Annotated in this window: 14 protein-coding genes, 2 pseudogenes and 2 riboswitches; of the genes and pseudogenes, 11 read left to right on the top strand and 5 right to left on the bottom strand. The window is 44.9% G+C overall.

The window, feature by feature from the left end; all coding sequences use genetic code 11:
* Positions 1-175: 175 nt before the first annotated feature.
* The 6 genes and pseudogenes from ABYU67_RS05795 to ABYU67_RS05770 form a co-directional block, all read left to right on the top strand.
* Positions 176-1,003, top strand: a complete 828-nt coding sequence (locus tag ABYU67_RS05795; RefSeq protein ID WP_372844054.1) for an IclR family transcriptional regulator — start codon at positions 176-178, stop codon at positions 1,001-1,003.
* A 185-nt stretch (positions 1,004-1,188) separates the two neighbouring features.
* Complete coding sequence (locus ABYU67_RS05790) at positions 1,189-1,647, top strand: DIP1984 family protein (protein ID WP_372844053.1); 459 nt, start codon at positions 1,189-1,191, stop codon at positions 1,645-1,647.
* Between the two features lie 648 nt (positions 1,648-2,295).
* Positions 2,296-4,098, top strand: a complete 1,803-nt coding sequence (locus ABYU67_RS05785) for an FMN-binding glutamate synthase family protein (RefSeq protein ID WP_372844052.1) — start codon at positions 2,296-2,298, stop codon at positions 4,096-4,098.
* A gap of 64 nt (positions 4,099-4,162) precedes the next feature.
* A complete protein-coding gene (locus ABYU67_RS05780; RefSeq protein WP_372844051.1) occupies positions 4,163-4,996 on the top strand; it encodes a phosphodiester glycosidase family protein in 834 nt (277 codons plus the stop codon).
* Positions 4,997-5,488: 492 nt separating this feature from the next.
* Positions 5,489-5,959 (top strand): annotated as a pseudogene (locus ABYU67_RS05775) (hypothetical protein); the annotation flags it as partial.
* A 105-nt stretch (positions 5,960-6,064) separates the two neighbouring features.
* Positions 6,065-6,229: pseudogene (locus ABYU67_RS05770) on the top strand (glycine zipper domain-containing protein); the annotation flags it as partial.
* A gap of 749 nt (positions 6,230-6,978) precedes the next feature.
* On the opposite strand, the gene ABYU67_RS05765 reads toward ABYU67_RS05770, so the two are convergent.
* The 4 genes from ABYU67_RS05765 to ABYU67_RS05750 form a co-directional block, all read right to left on the bottom strand.
* On the bottom strand, positions 6,979-8,202 hold the full coding sequence (locus tag ABYU67_RS05765) for a VWA domain-containing protein (protein ID WP_372844050.1): 1,224 nt from the start codon (positions 8,200-8,202) through the stop codon (positions 6,979-6,981).
* A 104-nt stretch (positions 8,203-8,306) separates the two neighbouring features.
* On the bottom strand, positions 8,307-9,164 hold the full coding sequence (locus ABYU67_RS05760; RefSeq protein WP_372844059.1) for an AAA family ATPase: 858 nt from the start codon (positions 9,162-9,164) through the stop codon (positions 8,307-8,309).
* 243 nt (positions 9,165-9,407) lie between these two features.
* Positions 9,408-9,998 carry a hypothetical protein gene (locus ABYU67_RS05755; protein WP_372844049.1) on the bottom strand — a complete coding sequence of 197 codons (591 nt, stop codon included), beginning with the start codon at positions 9,996-9,998 and terminating at the stop codon, positions 9,408-9,410.
* A 206-nt stretch (positions 9,999-10,204) separates the two neighbouring features.
* A complete protein-coding gene (locus ABYU67_RS05750) occupies positions 10,205-10,528 on the bottom strand; it encodes a YcgL domain-containing protein (RefSeq protein WP_372844048.1) in 324 nt (107 codons plus the stop codon).
* Between the two features lie 328 nt (positions 10,529-10,856).
* Positions 10,857-10,994, top strand: a riboswitch (glycine riboswitch).
* 56 nt (positions 10,995-11,050) lie between these two features.
* Positions 11,051-11,189, top strand: a riboswitch (glycine riboswitch).
* Between the two features lie 191 nt (positions 11,190-11,380).
* On the opposite strand from ABYU67_RS05750, the gene gcvT reads away from it, so the two are divergent.
* The 4 genes from gcvT (at position 11,381) to gcvP (ending at position 17,083) form a co-directional block, all read left to right on the top strand.
* Complete coding sequence (gene gcvT, locus ABYU67_RS05745) at positions 11,381-12,553, top strand: glycine cleavage system aminomethyltransferase GcvT (RefSeq protein WP_372844047.1); 1,173 nt, start codon at positions 11,381-11,383, stop codon at positions 12,551-12,553.
* Positions 12,554-12,641: 88 nt separating this feature from the next.
* Positions 12,642-13,022 (top strand): glycine cleavage system protein GcvH, encoded by a 381-nt coding sequence (gcvH, locus tag ABYU67_RS05740; protein WP_198330513.1) that lies wholly within the window; start codon positions 12,642-12,644, stop codon positions 13,020-13,022.
* Positions 13,023-13,326: 304 nt separating this feature from the next.
* Entirely contained in the window at positions 13,327-14,109 is a 783-nt protein-coding gene (locus tag ABYU67_RS05735) for a nitroreductase family protein (RefSeq protein WP_372844046.1), read from the top strand.
* Between the two features lie 76 nt (positions 14,110-14,185).
* The gene (gene gcvP / locus ABYU67_RS05730; protein WP_372844045.1) at positions 14,186-17,083 is read left to right on the top strand and encodes an aminomethyl-transferring glycine dehydrogenase; all 2,898 of its coding nucleotides are present in this window, start codon (positions 14,186-14,188) and stop codon (positions 17,081-17,083) included.
* A gap of 112 nt (positions 17,084-17,195) precedes the next feature.
* Here gcvP and ABYU67_RS05725 read toward each other — a convergent pair whose 3' ends face one another.
* Positions 17,196-17,672: a hypothetical protein gene (locus tag ABYU67_RS05725; RefSeq protein ID WP_372844044.1), complete on the bottom strand. Its 477-nt coding sequence runs from the start codon at positions 17,670-17,672 to the stop codon at positions 17,196-17,198.
* 104 nt (positions 17,673-17,776) lie between these two features.
* Here ABYU67_RS05725 and ABYU67_RS05720 point away from each other — a divergent pair, with 104 nt between their 5' ends.
* Complete coding sequence (locus ABYU67_RS05720; RefSeq protein ID WP_372844043.1) at positions 17,777-18,484, top strand: esterase/lipase family protein; 708 nt, start codon at positions 17,777-17,779, stop codon at positions 18,482-18,484.
* Position 18,485: the final 1 nt, after the last annotated feature.

The raw sequence follows: 18,485 nt of genomic DNA, 5'->3' as shown, positions 1-18,485 counted from the left end.
GTGGATCTCCTTGATGTCAGTCTTCCTGACCGACGAGTAGTGATTAATAAGTAAATTGACTGCACAGGTTATTGACTTGTTTATTCCGCTGTGCGAAACTTAGTTTCATAATTTAAATCTATTTAAGCAAAGTTTTACCGCGCTGTAAACCTTTATCAAAAAAAATGAGCATAAAATGACAAAAAATGTATCGGCAGCTCTGCCACTACTCGATCGAATGACCACTATTCTTGAGCAAAGTAAGGACGATAACGACCGGCAGTTTGTCACCGCACTGGGGCGTGGACTGACTTTATTGGCAGCCTTTGAACAGCATGAGCAGCTCAGTCATCAGCAATTGTGTCAAATGACCACATTGCCAAAAGCGACCATCACCCGTCTTATTCATACTTTGATGACGCTTGGATTTTTACGCATGACCGAGCATGGACAATATCAATTAGGCAGTAGCGCGGTGAGACTCAGCGCAACGGCGTGGAGTCGTCACGACATGGTGGCGGCAGCTGAGCCGTTGCTACGACAGTTTGCCAGTAGCAATGAAGTATCGGTGAATTTAGCAACCGAGGTCGAAGGAGAAATGCGCTATCACGCTTGTTGTCGTAGCCCTGCTCGCCTGTCAGTCAATTTGCAAGTTGGCTCGGCAGTGCCCGTCGCCCGTACTGCTATTGGGCGCGCTTTTTATGCCGCCAGCTCGCCAGCAAGACAGAGTGTGATTCTTAGTAATTTACAACAGCACTTATCTACAGAAGATTATAAGCACGCGCAGTTGGCTTTATCTGACGCTGCAGAGCATTATAGAGCGCATGGCTATACGGTATCAGATGGTGAGTTTTCTACCGATATATTGGCTGTGGCCGTTGGCGTCTTTGATGTTGCCACTGGACAGCATGCGTATTCGCTCAATGCCAGTGTGCCAAGTGCTAACTGGCAAGCAGATGAATATGCGGCGACGATTGTACCTAAATTACAAGCACTGGCAGAAAGGATCGGCAGTGGTGTTTAAGTGGGTATGGTCTTTCTAGAAAAAAATTCGCGTCAGCTGCTGAGAATACCTATCATTTTTGCGCAAGTACAAACTAGCTTAGCAGAGAAGATGCATACCTTGTATTCAAGTGGTTTGTATTAAAGGTTAACAAGCGTTAAACTTTAACGTAAATATCGATAATAATAAAAGTATTGGAGTCAACCATGAAACTCGCCGAAGCCCTACTGATCCGTAGCGATATGCAAAAAAAGCTCGCCCAAATCAAGGGACGCATTCGTAGCAATGTCAAAGTCCAAGAAGGTGATACGCCAAACGAAGACCCGAATACGCTGATGATTGAAGCCAGTCAAGTCATTACTGAATTGTCCAGTTTGATTGAACGTATCCACCGTACCAATGCCACTGCAATGACCGATAAAGGTCAATCGATGCTGACACTATTGGTTGAGCGTGATTCGCTTGAGATGCGCCATAAGCTATTGACTGAGGCGATTGCCGCCACTGATACCGAGGTTGACCGTTATAGCCCTCGCGAGATTAAATGGCATCTTATGGTTTCGGTTGCAAGCTTACAAAAGCAAGCGGATGACATCGCTATGAAGCTGCGCAAAATAAATATTGTCATTCAAGCCAATAACTGGCACATTGACCTTGTTGAATAATTGCTGTTGAACCATTAACATTAGAATTTTCTATGTGCTTTATATCAGCGCATAGACTGCCCCTTTGGAACCGATTGGGCGAGTATCAGACCCCGTACTCTCGCAGCAGGGGGTTGAAAACATACTGCAGCGGCTACTGTGCGTTGCGGGCAGACGCTTTTTTTACACCTTATGCCCCGTACATATCACAGCTTACAAGGTACTTTTTAGACTTTACCACCAGATACTGACAGTCGGTTTCAATCTTATAACCTATCTAATCAACCTCAAATCATCTTGATCGCCAAAATTTATGGTCAAGACGATGTTCTGCTTGGCATAAATGGACTCCATCTCTATCGTAATATGCTTTTTAGCCTTTAAATAGGTTAAAAGTGCGGTTACTCTGCGCTTATTAGCCCTTCGTTACTCAATTAATATGGAGCCGTGATATCATAGGCGTATGATACACACCTTAAACTTGAGCCCCGAAGTGCATTTGGTCTGCTTTTGTCATTTTAACGGCTAGCACCCTTAGCTTTTAGCACTTTTACTCATTTAAAAAAGTCTTACTTAATCACTCTATTTTGAATCATGAATAGCGGCAAAGTTACGAAATAACTTTCTGCCGCATTTTTTAATTCCTATGTTTTATTGTTGAGCCTTGCTATGCCCAAATCTAGAACCAATTTGAACCCTGAACCTGAACACAACTCCCCTTATATCACTGGTGTTTTGCTACGCTATAGCACCTTTGGCGCCGCGATTTTACTGTTTTTAGCAGGATTATTGCTCGTCAACTGGGTGCTAATCATTATCGGTGGTATCGCCGTCGGGCTAGGTATTTATGACTTATTGCAATCTAAGCACTCTATCCTAAGCAACTATCCAATCGCAGGTCATATCCGCTATGTACTAGAGGACTTCCGTCCTGAGATTCGCCAGTACTTGCTCGAAGATGACAAAGAACAAGTGCCGTTTTCGCGTCAGCAGCGAGCTTTGGTCTATCAGCGTGCCAAAAACGTTAGTGATACCAACGCCTTTGGTACGCTGGACAATTTGTATGCTCATGGCAAAGAGTGGTTTTTGCAATCTGCTGTCAGTGAGCCGCTAAAGAATAAAGACTTTCGTATCATTGTTGGCGGTGAGCGCTGTAAGCAGCCTCATGATATGTCGGTATTTAATATCTCAGCGATGAGCTTTGGCAGTTTGTCTGCCAATGCCATTATGGCGCTCAATCAAGGCGCAAAAATGGGCGGCTTTACCCATGATAGTGGCGAAGGTGCTATCAGTCCTTATCATCGCAAGTTTGGCGGCGATTTGATTTGGGAATTAGGAACAGGTTATTTTGGTTGCCGTGATGAAAACGGCAATTTTGACCCGCAGTCCTTTGCCGAAAAAGCGGTCGACCCGCAAGTGAAGATGATTGAAGTCAAACTCTCACAAGGCGCTAAACCTGGTCAAGGCGGCGTATTACCAGCAGAAAAAATCACCCCTGAAATCGCTGAAACCCGTCAAGTGCCTATGGGACAAGACTGCGTGTCACCTTCGTCACACTCAGCTTTTAGTACGCCTCGCGAACTGGTGACGTTTTTACAGCAGCTACGGGATTTATCAGAAGGTAAGCCTGTTGGCTTTAAGCTTTGTATCGGTCAGCCTTGGCAGTTTATGGCCATCGTCAAAGCCATGCTTGAGGCAGATAACTATCCTGATTTTATCGTTATCGATGGCGCAGAAGGCGGTACAGGTGCCGCGCCTGTTGAATTTATGGACAGCGTGGGTATGCCATTGGTCGATGGTTTTTTATTCGTTCATAACACCTTGGTTGGCGCAGGTATCCGTGATCAAATCAAGCTTGGCGTGAGCGGTAAAATCGTCTCAGGCTTTGATATTGCTCGCCTATTGGCGTTGGGCGCTGACTGGTGTAACTCGGCGCGCGGCTTTATGTTTGCTGTCGGCTGCATCCAATCACGCTCTTGTCATACCAACACCTGCCCGACTGGTGTGGCAACCCAAGACCCATATCGTCAAAAGGCGCTGGATGTACCTAGCAAAGCTGAGCGCGTGGCAAGTTATCATAAAAATACATTGAAATCGCTTGCCAGCATCGTTGGCGCAGTTGGCTTACAGCATCCAAGCCAATTGCAGCCTTACCACATTGCACGCCGTTTGGATGACGGGCAAATCAAACTGCTATCCAAGTTCTTTTATTTTACCGATAAAGGCGCTTTACTTGAGCAAAACGCGCGCTCAGAGGTCTTTAATCAGATGTGGGTCATGGCAGATCCGTCATCATTCTTAGCCAATAATGATGCACTGATTGCTTATAACAAAGACTCACGTGATATCGGCAAAGAAACCAGTGCACCCACAGAAAAAACAGTTGGAGAGGTAGACGTCAATATTGATGGTGGTAAAATGATTGGCAATGTCAATAATACCGTCCGAGATTTTATACCGCCTACTGTTTAACCATTTAACAGTGTTTGGCTATGACAATCACGTAATTTACTTCCTGATAAAAGATAGATGATTGATGCCAACCACTGTTTTCAAAAAATCGCCTCATGTATTGGCAATGATGCTTATAACGCTCATGGCACTTATGACTGTTGGTATAAGTGCCTGCCAGCAGACAGAGCGCCCGCAAATGGGTTCTGACAATGTATCATGTCAAACTCACAGCACACCATTTGCTTATAGTGCCTGTCATATTCAATCTGATTTGCTGACAGATAAGCGTTATTCATTAGCGTTATTTTGGCAATCCTCTGACAGTAGCGCGCCGCTATTAACTTTTGATAACTTATTAGCGGCACTACCTGCTGACCAAACGCTGCATTTTGCCATGAATGCCGGTATGTACAATGAGCATTACGCGCCCATTGGCTATACCGTTATCGACGGTGAAGAGATACGCGCATTAAATCTCAAAGAAGGTGGCGGCAACTTTCACTTATTACCAAACGGCGTACTGTGGTGGGATAAGTCTGGCAGGGTACAAATTACTGAAAGCAATGCCTTAGCTGAGCAGCTAAAAGATGGTAGCGCGAAGCCTTGGTACGCGACCCAGTCCGGTCCTATGCTGGTCATCAATAATGAGATACATCCACAATTTGACCCTGATAGCACCTCACTCAAGATTCGTAATGGCGCAGGTGTCTGTAGCGATGGCAGCGTACAGTTTGTCAGTAGCGATGCGCCTGTGACATTTTATCAATTTGCGGCGCTATTTAGGGATGACTTAAGCTGCCCGAATGCCCTGTTTTTAGATGGCGGTATTGCCTCTGCTTTATACGCACCTACGATCGATAAGCATGATAAAAAAGAGATGGGTGTGATGATCGGGCTGATTAAGTCGGCACAGTAGAGTAAGTATTCATCAAAAATTACAGGCACTATTATTCTTAATAATAGTGCTTTTTTTGTGCTTACTTAACCCTTCTTATAGCGTCTATAACTGGTAAATAACAACTCCAACAAGCTCAACTTACATCCTGCTTACTTTCCTGCGCTTTGATAATCATTGGTTAACAATAATGCCTATTAAAGCAGTATCGTTTACATAGCTGCTATACAGGTAGCAGCTATGTGCTACAGACTAGCTAAGCCCCTTAGGCTATATTACCTAGCAAGAAAAGCTTACTAGATTTCTTAGCGGTAATAGCAGTATGAAATATTAAAATATGTATTAAAAATGCAAGCGGCTACACAGTGTTGCGAGCAAGCGTCAATAGTAAGTAAATACACTGGTTTAGAGGACAGGCTAAGAGTTGATGGCAAAAATGATTTTTATTTTATTGTCATGTAGATTTTAGCAAATTATATCATTTAACAATAATATCAATAAGGATAATGGTTCATGGATAATATCAATCGTACAGTAGTAGTCAATGACAACGCTGACCCTATCACAGGTGAGCCAGGCTCACATCCAGTTGGTACCGCGCTTGGTGGCACAGGCGGTGCAGCAGCAGGCGCGGCGATCGGCGCTATTGGTGGGCCATTAGGTATGCTAATCGGCGGCGCTATTGGCGCTATCGTCGGCGGCGTCGCAGGTAGCTCAGTCGGTGAGATGCTAGACCCCACAGTAGAATATGAATACTGGCAAGAAACTCATACCACGCGCCCTTATTATCACGAGGATTATGATTACGATACCGATTATCATCCAGCTTATGCAGTAGGTTATGCAACCCGCGCGCATTACCCAAATACGACGCGCTTTGAGGAAGTGGAAGCTGAGCTTGAACAGCGCTGGTATGAGGTAAAAGGCGATTCTCGCATGACGTGGCTCCAAGCAAAAGATATGGTCCGTGATGGTTGGGATAAGACTCATGCCCGTATGAATGGTGAAAACTATGAGCCAAAAGAGTATATCCATTATGCAGGTCATAGAGAGCCTATTGAGCCTATCCATCACGATGCAGATAAGCCGCATCCAGTAGCGACTGGCACAGGCGCACTTGGTGGCGCAGCTGCAGGCGCTGCCGTCGGTACAGCTGTTGGCGGTCCAGTTGGTACCTTGGTTGGTGGCGCTGTTGGAGCTATCGCTGGTAGTAAAGTTGGACACGAAGCAGGTGAGATGGTCAACCCTACCGATAGTTTAGAAGCTCATGAAAAGCCGCATCCTATTGCTAGTGGTACTGGTGCCCTAGGCGGTGCAGCAGCAGGCGCTGCCGTCGGTACGGCAGTCGGTGGCCCTGTTGGTACTGTGGTAGGCGGATTAGCAGGTGCAGTTGCTGGTGGCGCTGGTGGTCAAGAGGTGGGCGAAGCCGTTAATCCTACTAATCATAATGAAGTACAACGAGAAGCCAATCCTGTCAGTAGTGGAACAGGCATGGTCGGCGGCGCAGCAGCAGGTGCTGCGATCGGGGCAGTTGGTGGTCCAGTCGGCTCAGTAGTAGGCGGGGCCGTTGGTGCCGTTGTCGGTGCTACAGCTGGTAACGCAGTTGCGAATGCCTTTGAAGGTAATATGCAAGAGGACACTTACTGGCGTACTCAGCATACGACAACCGATTACTATAACCCACAATATGACTACGATACCGACTATCGTAATGCCTATGGTTATGGTTATGCACAGCGCAAGCAGTATGGCAATGAGCAAACGTTTGAGTTAGTAGAGCAAGATCTGCAAAGAGACTGGGCGGCATCGCGTGGTCATTCACGTTTAGAATGGGCAGATGCTAGATTTGCAGTACGTGATGCATGGAACCGCCCTGTGATGTAAAAATGGGTTAAAAGCTACCATACCCCTTTCACAGATAACAAAAGGTAAGACAAAAACAGCCTCTATTAGATATGGAGGCTGTTTTTATTTTGACTTAAAAATCTAAGGTAACGATGATGCTATCGTGCTAGATAGTTGGTCATCTCCTCTACCCCATGTAAGGTCATCGGATACATTTTATTGTCGAATAGTTTCCTAATCTCAACGATGGTTTGGGTATATTGCCAGTACGCAGGGTTTTCAGGATTAAGCCACGCGACTTTATCAAAGTGCGCGAGCACCCTTTTTAACCATACAATACCCGCCTCATTGTTCATATACTCAACACTACCGCCGACCGTCATCAGCTCATAAGGCGACATTGATGCATCACCGAAGAAGATAACACGGTATTCGCGGCCGTATTTATTAAGCAGCTCAAAGGTTGGCATCGGTGCGCTATGGCGACGATTATTGTCTTTCCAAACATAGTCATATAAACAGTTATGAAAGTAAAAAAATTCCAAGGTTTTAAATTCATTTTTCGCCGCAGAAAATAGCTTTTCTAATGCTTCCACATGGATATCCATACTGCCGCCGACATCAAATAGCATCAGTACCTTGACGCGGTTACGGCGCTCAGCCTGCATATGAATATCGAGCACGCCTTTTTTGGCGGTGCGTTTAATAGTTTCATGAATGTCTAGCTCATCCGCGCTACCTGTACGGGCAAACTGGCGCAGGTTGCGTAGCGCCATTTGAATTTGACGGGTACCAAGCTGGCTGTCGTCATCAAGATTGCGATATTTACGCTGCTCCCAAACTTTTGCCGCGCTGCGTTTACGCGATTCACCGCCGACACGCACACCTTCAGGGTGATCGCCATAGGCACCAAATGGCGATGTCCCGCCTGTACCGACCCATTTACTACCCCCTTGATGGCGCTCTTTTTGCTCTTTTAGACGCTCTTCAAGCGCTTTCATCAGCTCCTCTAGCGAGCCGTATTTTTTGAGCAAGCGCCGCTGTTCTTCGGTCAGATTTTTTGGGTCGAGCTTTAGATCAAGCCATTCTTTTGGGACGTCCGTCAATTTAGCCAATAGCTCATCTAAATCAAGGCTGTCGACCCCTTCAAAATAATCTGCCATGGCGCGGTCAAACTTATCAAAATGGCGCTCGTCTTTGACCATACAGAGGCGAATCAGCCGGTACATATCCTCGCGACTGGCAAAGGTAGATAGCTCTGGATTTTCAGGGTGCGGCTGCATCATCAGCCCTTGATCTAGCGCGGCATTTAGGTCGAGTAGCTCACGGGTACTGACGGGCACACCGTAAGTACGCAAGGTATAGAATAATTTAATAAACATAAAAGTCGCATCGCTTATTGGCTGATAGGTGACGAATAAAGCCGTTTGTTTATTTAATCATAAGCTTCAATCATAAGCTTTAATCATAGTAAATACTCTGTTGCTTAACGACGCATCATATTAGCAAAGCGCTGAAGCAAGCTTACGTCAGCTTCATTTTTAAGCAATGCACCATATAATGGCGGAATAGACTTTTCACCGCGCAAGTTTTCTTCCAGTTCTTCTTGTGCCATGTCATCGGCTAATAATAGCGTTAACCAATCAACCAACTCTGACGTCGATGGTGGTTTTTTAAGCCCTTGTATATTGCGCAGCTTATAAAAGATATCTAACGCATCATTGACCAGCTTTTCTTGTATATTAGGAAAATGCACCTCAACGATTTGACGCATGGTTTCTTCTTCTGGGAAATCAATATAATGAAAGAAACAGCGACGTAAAAACGCATCCGGCAGCTCTTTTTCATTGTTTGAGGTGATAATCACTACAGGACGTTGCTCAGCTGTAATGGTCTCGCCGGTTTCATAAACATAAAACGACATCTTATCCAGCTCATGTAGCAAATCATTGGGGAACTCGATATCAGCTTTATCAATCTCATCAATCAGTAATACGCTACGCTCTTGACTGGTAAATGCCTCCCATAGCTTACCGGGCTTGATATAATTGCCAATCTCATAAACCTTGTCATCACCCAGTTGCGAGTCACGCAAGCGTGATACCGCATCGTACTCATACAACCCTTGTTCAGCTTTGGTGGTTGACTTGATATGCCACGTAATCAGCGGCATACCCAAACTCTCTGCTACTTCTTCAGCCAATAATGTCTTACCGGTGCCCGGCTCACCTTTGATAAGTAGCGGTTTTTGTAGCGTCATCGCCGCGTTGACTGCCAGTTGCAAGTCGTCAGTAGCGATATAGTTTTGCGTACCGGTAAAGCTGTTGGTTTTTTTATCAGTCATCATAAAATCTCAGTTATTGTTATATGCTAAAAAGAGTTATAAAAGGTGGAATAATAAGGAGCTCAATACTGCATTTAGGTTAGCACAGCTATATTGATTGGCAAAATACTCATGCGTTCGCAGTTATGTCTGACATAAAAAAAGACACGCAGGGTGTCTTTTATACTCATCAGAAAAGATATCAATCAACAATCAATGCGCTACAATAAAAAGCAAAGACCATAACATTGCGCGTTTAAAACATTAACGCTCATTTTTCTCAGAGATCGTGTTATCTTTTTTTAGATTAATAGCTGAGTCAGTATCTTCTATCGCTGCGGTCGCATCAGATTTTGTCGCCAAGTAATCGCCCGATGCTAGCTGTATATTGGCTTGGGTATCCTGTGCAGTACGACTGCGAGCTTTATGCAAACTTGACTCAAACGCACCGCGAATAAGCTGCCAAACAAAACCCACAAATAGACCGACGAACAATACTACCAATATTGGTAGCATATTGGCCACTGCACCCGCCATATCCTTCATCATAATCGCATAAACGACGCTAATACTAGCCGGTGCAATCACACTTGGATCACCAAGGGCAGTACCTGGGGCCAATAAAACTGCAAACAATATCATCCAACTCATACCACCGAGAGGTCGTGGTAGCATACGCGCGACCAGTAACCAAAGCACCAGCACGATAATGACCCCACCAAGATAAGCATACATTGGTAAGTCTGCAGGTGGTACATCCTTTACCAATTGCCCCCACCAAATCGCTAATTCACCGAGAATATCGCTGATAGCTTCTAATGGTAAGTTATGTAAGATATTTTTTAACCAGTCCATGCGTGTCTTATTACCTGCGTTTGTAAATAATGCGGAGCTTGGGTGATTGATAGAGCCAATTATGACTATAAACCGCTAGTTTATCACGACTATTTAGCAAAATGCATGACACCAATCATATCTGCATCTATCTACTCTATTTAAAAAAGCCCATTTCAACAAAGTAGACTCAGAATTTGGATATCATAAAAGGTATTTTATAGCCATTAAGTATTATAAATACTGTCTTGAGCTTCGCGGGCGCGCAACTCCGCTTGTCGGCGCATGACATCTTGCGGTGGAAGCTGCACAAAATACCCTTGCGACTGTAGCTTTGCGAGCACCTCTTCTTTATCTACTCGGGCAAGTGTCGGTGTCGCTGCCAAATCAAGATGCATCACAAACTGACTGCGACCAAGACCTGCGCGGAAGTCTTTGGGCAGCACACCCAGCCAATCCTTGATCTCGTCCGTATCATTTGGATAATCGGGACGGGCGATATAAACATACATATCATCGTGTTTGGGAAACTTATAAATATCGCAATGCATAACAATAACCTATCAGAAACTATCGCTATAGATTAGCATATTTCGAGCTATTATCAGTAGCGACTTTACGTTTGGCTATAGTAAATCCGCATATACCTGCCAAATAGACGCTAAAGGAAAACTGACATAAACATATCCTATATGCACCGTTTGGAAAAAGTAATGATTGCAGCCATTTATACACATTATTGCCATGCGTTTTTATAAAAACGTCAGCGCTCAAGTATGTCTTCTACAGAATTCCCCTTATAAATCATCGTTATGACTAACATTATTCACTTTAATGCGCTCGATGGCTTGTAAAAAAGCTGTGAACCTTTCATAATAAAAGCGTTTTTCAGGAGAGAGTCTTTAGCCAACCGTTTGTGATGCTCATGACAATGCGCATGCGCTGACCGCCGCTATATGACCACCGAAGGCGCATCCACCCTGCCAATCGCTCAGGTAAAAGGACTGAAAAACACATGTCACAACGGTTTATTTGTATCGCGCTGATTGGCGTATTGCCCTTTAAACCTTAGGCATAACAAATCTGGAGAGCGGTCAAGACGGGCGACGTCTTACCCACCGAAGGGGAGAAAACACAACTTCATTGTTCTTTTAAAGACGCAAAATGAGGGATTGTGTTGAAAATCTCAGGTCACAGGACAGATGGGGCTTTTATCCAAACTGACGTTTAGCGTTTGTTTGGCAAACAGTTCTGTCTTTTTTATGTACTACCCTTGGTTTCAATACTTGCACCCTGCAATATTGTTTCTCGCTACTATGATCAGGCACATCAGCCTTGATACTTTGATACTGGTTTTTACTACTGGTTATCGAATACAACTGATGTCCACATAAGGATTTGTTATGACCGACACTCAAAATATCACTACCCAAGCCCCTAAGCGTACACCCCTTTATCAGTCTCATGTCGATAGTGATGGCAAACTGGTGGATTTTTCTGGTTGGGAATTGCCAATCCATTACGGTTCACAAATCGAAGAGCACGAAGCGGTACGTACCGATGCTGGTATGTTTGATGTCTCACATATGGTCGTCGCTGACGTTAAAGGCGCTGACGCTAAAGCATGGCTACAAAAGCTGCTGGCCAATGATGTCGATAAACTCAAAACCGTCGGTAAAGCGTTATATTCTGGCATGCTCAATGAACAAGGCGGTGTCATTGATGATTTAATCGTTTACCTAATGAACGAAGACGCTACTGAATACCGTATTGTGTCAAACGCGGCGACCCGTGATAAAGACATGGCACAATTTGACAAAGTCGCTACCGGTTTTGACATCAGTATCACTGAGCGTCCAGAGCTTGCGATGATTGCCGTACAAGGTCCAAATGCGGTTGAAAAACTGGCGCAAACCAAACCTAGCTGGGCAGATACCTTGGCGGGACTTAAGCCTTTCGTCGGTGCTGATTTAACAGACATCGAAGGTACAGATTGGTTCGTTGCTCGTACTGGCTATACCGGTGAAGATGGCGTCGAAGTCATCATGCATGGTGATGATGCTCCAGCGTTCTTTGAGCAACTAAAAGCCAATGGCGTTAAGCCTGCTGGTCTTGGCGCGCGTGATACCTTGCGTATGGAAGCGGGCATGAACCTTTATGGTCATGACATGGATGAAGAGGTTAGCCCTTATGAGTGCAATATGGGCTGGACGCTGGCGCTAAAAGACGAGCGTGATTTTGTCGGTCGTGACGCTTTGGTTAGCAAGCGTCAGCAGTCAAAAGATGATAACACCGCTATGAAACAGGTCGGCTTATTGCTAACGACACGCGGCGTATTGCGTGAAGGCATGACAGTCACCATCAATCAGGGTACAGACAATGAGCAAATCGGTATTATTACCAGTGGCACCTTCTCCCCTAGCCTAAAAAATTCTATCGCCATTGCCCGTGTTCCTGCCAGCGTATCAGATGATGATAGCGTTCAGGTCGATTTGCGCGGCAAAGGTAAGTTTGTCGATGTACGCGTGCTTAAGTTACCGTTTGTCCGTAATGGCAAGCAGCAGTTTGACTCATAGGCATCATAAATTCTATTATTAGCTTTCCTTATTTTTATTAATTTCACTTATGTTTGTTAACCATCCTCTATCACTTAGGAGAGAGACCATGAGCAATATCCCAGCAGAATTAAAATACATCGCCAGCCACGAGTGGTTACGCTTAGAAGACGACGGTACTATCACTGTTGGTATCACTGACCATGCTCAAGACCTACTCGGCGACGTGGTATTTGTTGAATTACCAGATGTCGGCGACATCATCGCCGTTGATGACGAAATCTCTGTTGTTGAATCGGTAAAAGCGGCGTCTGACGTTTATGCGCCTATCTCAGGTGAAGTCGTTGCTATCAACGAAGCACTAGAAGATGATCCAGAAATCATCAACTCTGATCCATATGGCGAAGGTTGGTTCTTTAGAATGAAGCCTGACAATATCGCAGATTACGAAGCATTGCTCACCGCTGATGAGTATGAAAGCGAGCTGTAATATCAGCTTTATGCTCTCGCTGAAAAGTGGTATTTGACTAAAACAAAATATCGCTATCTGTACTCTTAAACAGTGTGGCTTATAAACAGTGTAGCTAAAAAATGCAACTTGCTATGACAGATATTGGCGTCAGCTGATATCTGTACGCTTTTTCCCAAAATGCTCATCGATCAACTTATTATGTCCAATTGATATCTGATATCTGATATCTGATGTATTTATATCAATGACTTATCAGGCGCTATTGAAAGACATACTAATACTGCCCCAAGGTGATCACTTAATCTCCAGCATGGATTCTCATATGCCCTCTGACACTGACAATCAAGCAAACCTTCAATCAAGCGCTCAAGCAAACCTTGCCACGCCTGATAGTACGCCGCAGCTGCAAGCGTTTCGTGAAGTGGTTGAATCACGTCGTTCTGTTCGTCGCTTTACCGACACAAAGATCCCTGATGAAGTGTTAGCAGACTGTTTGCGTTTGGCCATGCTTGCGCCAAACTCGAGCAATCTACAGCCGTGGGAATTTTATGTGATTGATGATGCGGATAAGCGCACGCGCGCGGTCAAAAACTGCATGAACCAAAATGCTGCAAAAACCGCCGCTCGCTTAATCGCAGTCGTTGCTCGCACCGATGTCTGGCATGACCATGCCAAGCAGATATTGCGTGAATACCCTGATAAACCAGTGCCTAAAAAGGTCAAGGATTATTATACCAAGGTTGTTACTCTGGACTTTTTACGAGGCCCTGCCAATGTAGTATCAGCAGCAAAATGGAGTGCCACTCAGGTCGTCAGACGCATAAAAGGTCCGATCAAATCGCCTTATTATACCTTCGAAGACACCAAAAACTGGGCCACCAACAATACCGCTCTTGCTGCCCAAAACCTGATGCTTGCCCTACGCGCGCATGGCTTTGATAGCTGTCCGATGGGCGGCTTCGATGAGCCTGCTATGAAACGCCTGCTTAATCTTAGTAATGAGCAACATATCATTATGATGATTGGTGCTGGTGAACGCGCTGATAATGGTGTTTACAATACCCAGTTCCGCTTTGAGCAAGAGCAATTTGTCCATTACGTATAAAATTGTCAACCGTCATTAATGATTATTACCCGCTATTTTAGCCATCCCTTTATTACTCCCTTAACCAAGGATTGTCATGACTATCTCGCAAAACCCAACGTTTGATACTTTTAAAGGTTTATTCAACGAAGCTGAATTTGTCTATCGTCACATAGGCTCAAATGAGACCAAGCAAGCTGACCTGCTCAGCGCCGTTGGTTATCAAGACATGGCAAGCTTTATTAATGATACTGTGCCTGAACCAGTACGTATGCACAAAGAGCTAGATTTACCAGTGGCCATGAGTGAGCATGCCGCGCTTGCCAAATTACGTACGATGGCAGATGACATCACCGTTAATAAGAGCTATATCGGCCAAGGCTACTCGCCTGTACGTATGCCAGCGGTGATTCAACGTAACGTGCTTGAAAATCCAGGTTGGTACACCGCTTATACCCCTTATCAAGCAGAGATTGCCCAAGGTCGCCTAGAAGCACTGCTAAACTTCCAGCAAGTGTGTATTGATTTGACTGGTTTAGAGATGGCTGGCGCGTCATTACTTGACGAAGCAACGGCGGCGGCAGAAGCGATGGCCATGTCAAAGCGTGTGAGCAAAAGCAAATCAAACCAGTTTTTTGTTGACGAGCGCATTTATCCACAAACGCTAGACGTGATTAATACCCGTGCCAAGTATTTCGGCTGGGATGTGGTGGTTGGTGATTTTGAACTGGCCAAATCAGGTGATTATTTCGGTGCCATTTTCCAATACGTTGGCGTTGAAGGCGACGTCAAAGACTTAACCGACGTTATCGCGGCGGTGAAGAAAAATAAAACTTATGTAAGTGTCGTCAGCGACATCATGAGCTTGGTGCTATTAAAATCACCAGCCGATATGGGCGCAGACGTGGCACTCGGTAGTACTCAGCGTTTTGGTATTCCGATGGGCTTTGGTGGTCCACATGCCGCCTACTTTGCGTTTTCTGATAAAGCCAAGCGCTCAGCACCTGGCCGTATCATTGGTGTCTCTAAAGACTCACAAGGCAATACTGCGCTACGTATGGCATTACAAACCCGCGAGCAGCATATCCGCCGCGAAAAAGCCAACTCAAACATTTGTACCTCTCAAGTCTTGCTAGCTAACCTAGCCGGTATGTACGCCGTTTATCATGGTCCAGGTGGCGTCAAGCGCATTGCGACGCGTATCCATGCCTTTGCCACTGCCTTTGCTGATGTTATTAAAGGTGCTAAGAATAGCAACTTAAACGTGGTACATGATCAGTTCTTTGATACCATCGTCGTTGACTGTGGTTCAGAAAAGCTGGCAACGCAGATTTTTGAAAACGCCGACAATGTTGGTTATAACTTATGGCGCTTAGGCGACAGTAAGCTTGGTGTTGCCTTCAGTGAAATCAGCGATCAAAAAGACTTTAGCGTTTTGACCCAATTGTTTGTTGATAAAGCACATGACCTACCGGAAGACGCACGCGTTTCTCTTGATAGCGCCCATCTGCGTACTGATGCTATCTTGACCCATCCAGTATTTAACTCGCATCATACCGAACATGAAATGCTACGTTATTTAAAATCGCTTGAAGATAAAGATTTGGCGATGAACCGTAGCATGATTTCACTTGGTAGCTGTACTATGAAACTGAACGCCACCAGTGAGATGCTACCGATTACTTGGCCTGAATTTGCTAACGTGCATCCATTTGCGCCGCGCGATCAAGTCACCGGCTACATTGCCATGATTGATAGCTTACAAGACCAGCTGAAAGCGATTACTGGTTTTGACGATGTATCTATGCAGCCAAACTCTGGTGCTTCAGGTGAATATGCTGGTCTCTTAGCCATCCGTCGTTACCATGAATCACTGGGTGAAACTGACCGTGATGTGTGTCTAATCCCTCAATCAGCGCACGGTACTAACCCTGCGACGGCTATGATGATGGGTATGAAAGTAATCGTGGTCAAAACCGATGACAATGGCAACGTTGATATCGATGACCTAACCACTAAGTGTGAAGAAAATAGCGCCAATCTAGGGGCTTTGATGATCACCTATCCATCGACGCATGGCGTGTTTGAAGAAGGCATCCGTAAAATCTGTGACCTTATCCATAAACATGGTGGTCAAGTTTATATGGATGGTGCCAATATGAACGCACAGGTTGGCATGATGCAGCCTGCCGATGTTGGCGCTGATGTACTGCACATGAACCTGCATAAAACCTTCTGTATCCCGCATGGCGGCGGCGGTCCTGGCATGGGCCCTATCGGCATGAAAGCGCACTTAGCACCCTTTATGGCCAACCATACGTTGAGCCCTGTGCATAATGCGCAAAACGACTGCTCGGCGGTATCAGCAGCCCCTTATGGTTCAGCAAGCATCCTACCTATCTCATGGATGTATATCGCCATGATGGGCCGTGATGGTCTGCTAAAAGCGACTGAGCTTGCACTATTAAATGCCAACTATGTTGCCAGTCAGCTGAAAGATCATTACCCTGTTCTTTACACCGGCAAAAACGGTCGCGTCGCGCACGAATGTATCATCGATATTCGTCCGCTAAAAGAAGAGACTGGCATCAGTGAAAGCGATATCGCTAAGCGCTTAATGGATTATGGTTTCCACTCACCAACCATGAGCTTCCCAGTAGCGGGCACCTTGATGATTGAACCTACTGAGTCTGAATCTAAAGAAGAATTGGATCGTTTTATCAGTGCGCTACAATCTATCAAAGCCGAGGCGATGAAAGCCAAAGCTGGTGAAGATGGTTGGACGTTAGAGGACAACCCATTGGTCAATGCGCCGCATACCGCTGCGATGGTCACCAACAGCGAATGGACACACCCATATAGCCGTGATACCGCGGCATTCCCACTGCCTTACATTCGTGCGCATAAGTTCTGGCCGAGTGTGGCACGTGTCGATGATGCTTATGGTGATAAGAACCTTATGTGCTCTTGCCCAAGTATCGAAAACTATATGTAGTTTTCAAACAAAGATAAACAGTTGATATAAAAACAAACCTCCAAGTCAGCAGCTGATTTGGAGGTTTTTATTTTACATATAGATTGTCAACGTTTTTCGCTGTTGCTTAGGCTTAACCACCCAACCAACCTTTATCTAAACCACATTCTATCCAGCTCACTTTTACCTGATCTGTAATGTTAGCATTAGGATAAGTAAATGCCCCGCCACCAAGATAAAGCTCATCGCCAATTTTATAGGGTTTTCCTTCAAACAACAGAATCTTTTTATCTACATCCCACGAAAATGAATCATCCGCTAATACCAATAAATATGTATTGTCTTTCGTCGTTAACTCTTCACTATCCCTAGTCAAAGCAAGACAGTTATTAACAACTGTTAAATATCCAGATACCATAGCTGTAAACCGACCGTTATATTTAGTTGGTGACCAAGTAGCAATTTGGAGAGGTGACTCAACTACTAACGGTTGGCTCACTATTGGTACGCTTGCCAGAACAGACACAGGTTTTTCTAACTCTTGACTAACGCATCCTGATAGCGATAGAACCGCGAATATAAAGAAAAAACACCCTAGATAATTTGACAACCTTTACCCCTAAAGAGTTAATATAAAAGAACCTGTCTGCCCGTTTATTTTAATAAACAAGTATCGATGATAGATCTTATCATATTACTGATTTGGACATTTCTATGCAACAAAAAGCTTCGAGTCAAAAAAGCCGCGTCATTCTGCTCCATGGTCTACATCAAACCGCTTGGATCATGCGACCACTTGCCAAACGCTTACAAGCAGCAGGTTTTGATACCTATCAATTCGGTTATCGCAGTATGCGTGACGGCATCAAAACCAATAGCGCACGCCTTAATAAATGGCTTGAAAAAAACCATCATCCTGATGAACCGATACATTTAATCGGTCATAGTCTAGGCGGTTTGATAATTCGTGATTTTGTCACGGCATATCCTAAGTGGCAGATAGGACGCTGCGTAACGCTTGGGACACCGCATGTAGGAAGTATTTGTGCAGATTATATTTGGCGCTTAAGCCCTGCTATCGTTGGACGCTCATATATCGATGCCCTTGATGGCACGGTCGCACCGTTACCGGAGCATATTAGTTTAGGCGTGATTGCCGGTAATCGTCCTTATGGCTTAGGGCAGTTGTTTTTGCAGTATCATAATCGCAAACTGTGTAAGACAAATAATATGCCATCAGCAGAACACCTACTACACGATGGCACAGTATATATAGCAGAAACCAAAATAGAGGCAGCCACTGATCATATAGTTTTACCAGTGTCGCACACTGGCATGCTGATCGATAAAACAGTAGCTGCACAAACCAGATATTTCTTACAACATGGACAGTTTGACCATAGCGAGCTTCAACACTTATAAA

The sequence above is a fragment of the Psychrobacter sp. genome, assembly GCF_041554015.1.
GTDB lineage: Bacteria > Pseudomonadota > Gammaproteobacteria > Pseudomonadales > Moraxellaceae > Psychrobacter.
This window is presented reverse-complemented; position numbering and strand designations above follow the sequence as displayed.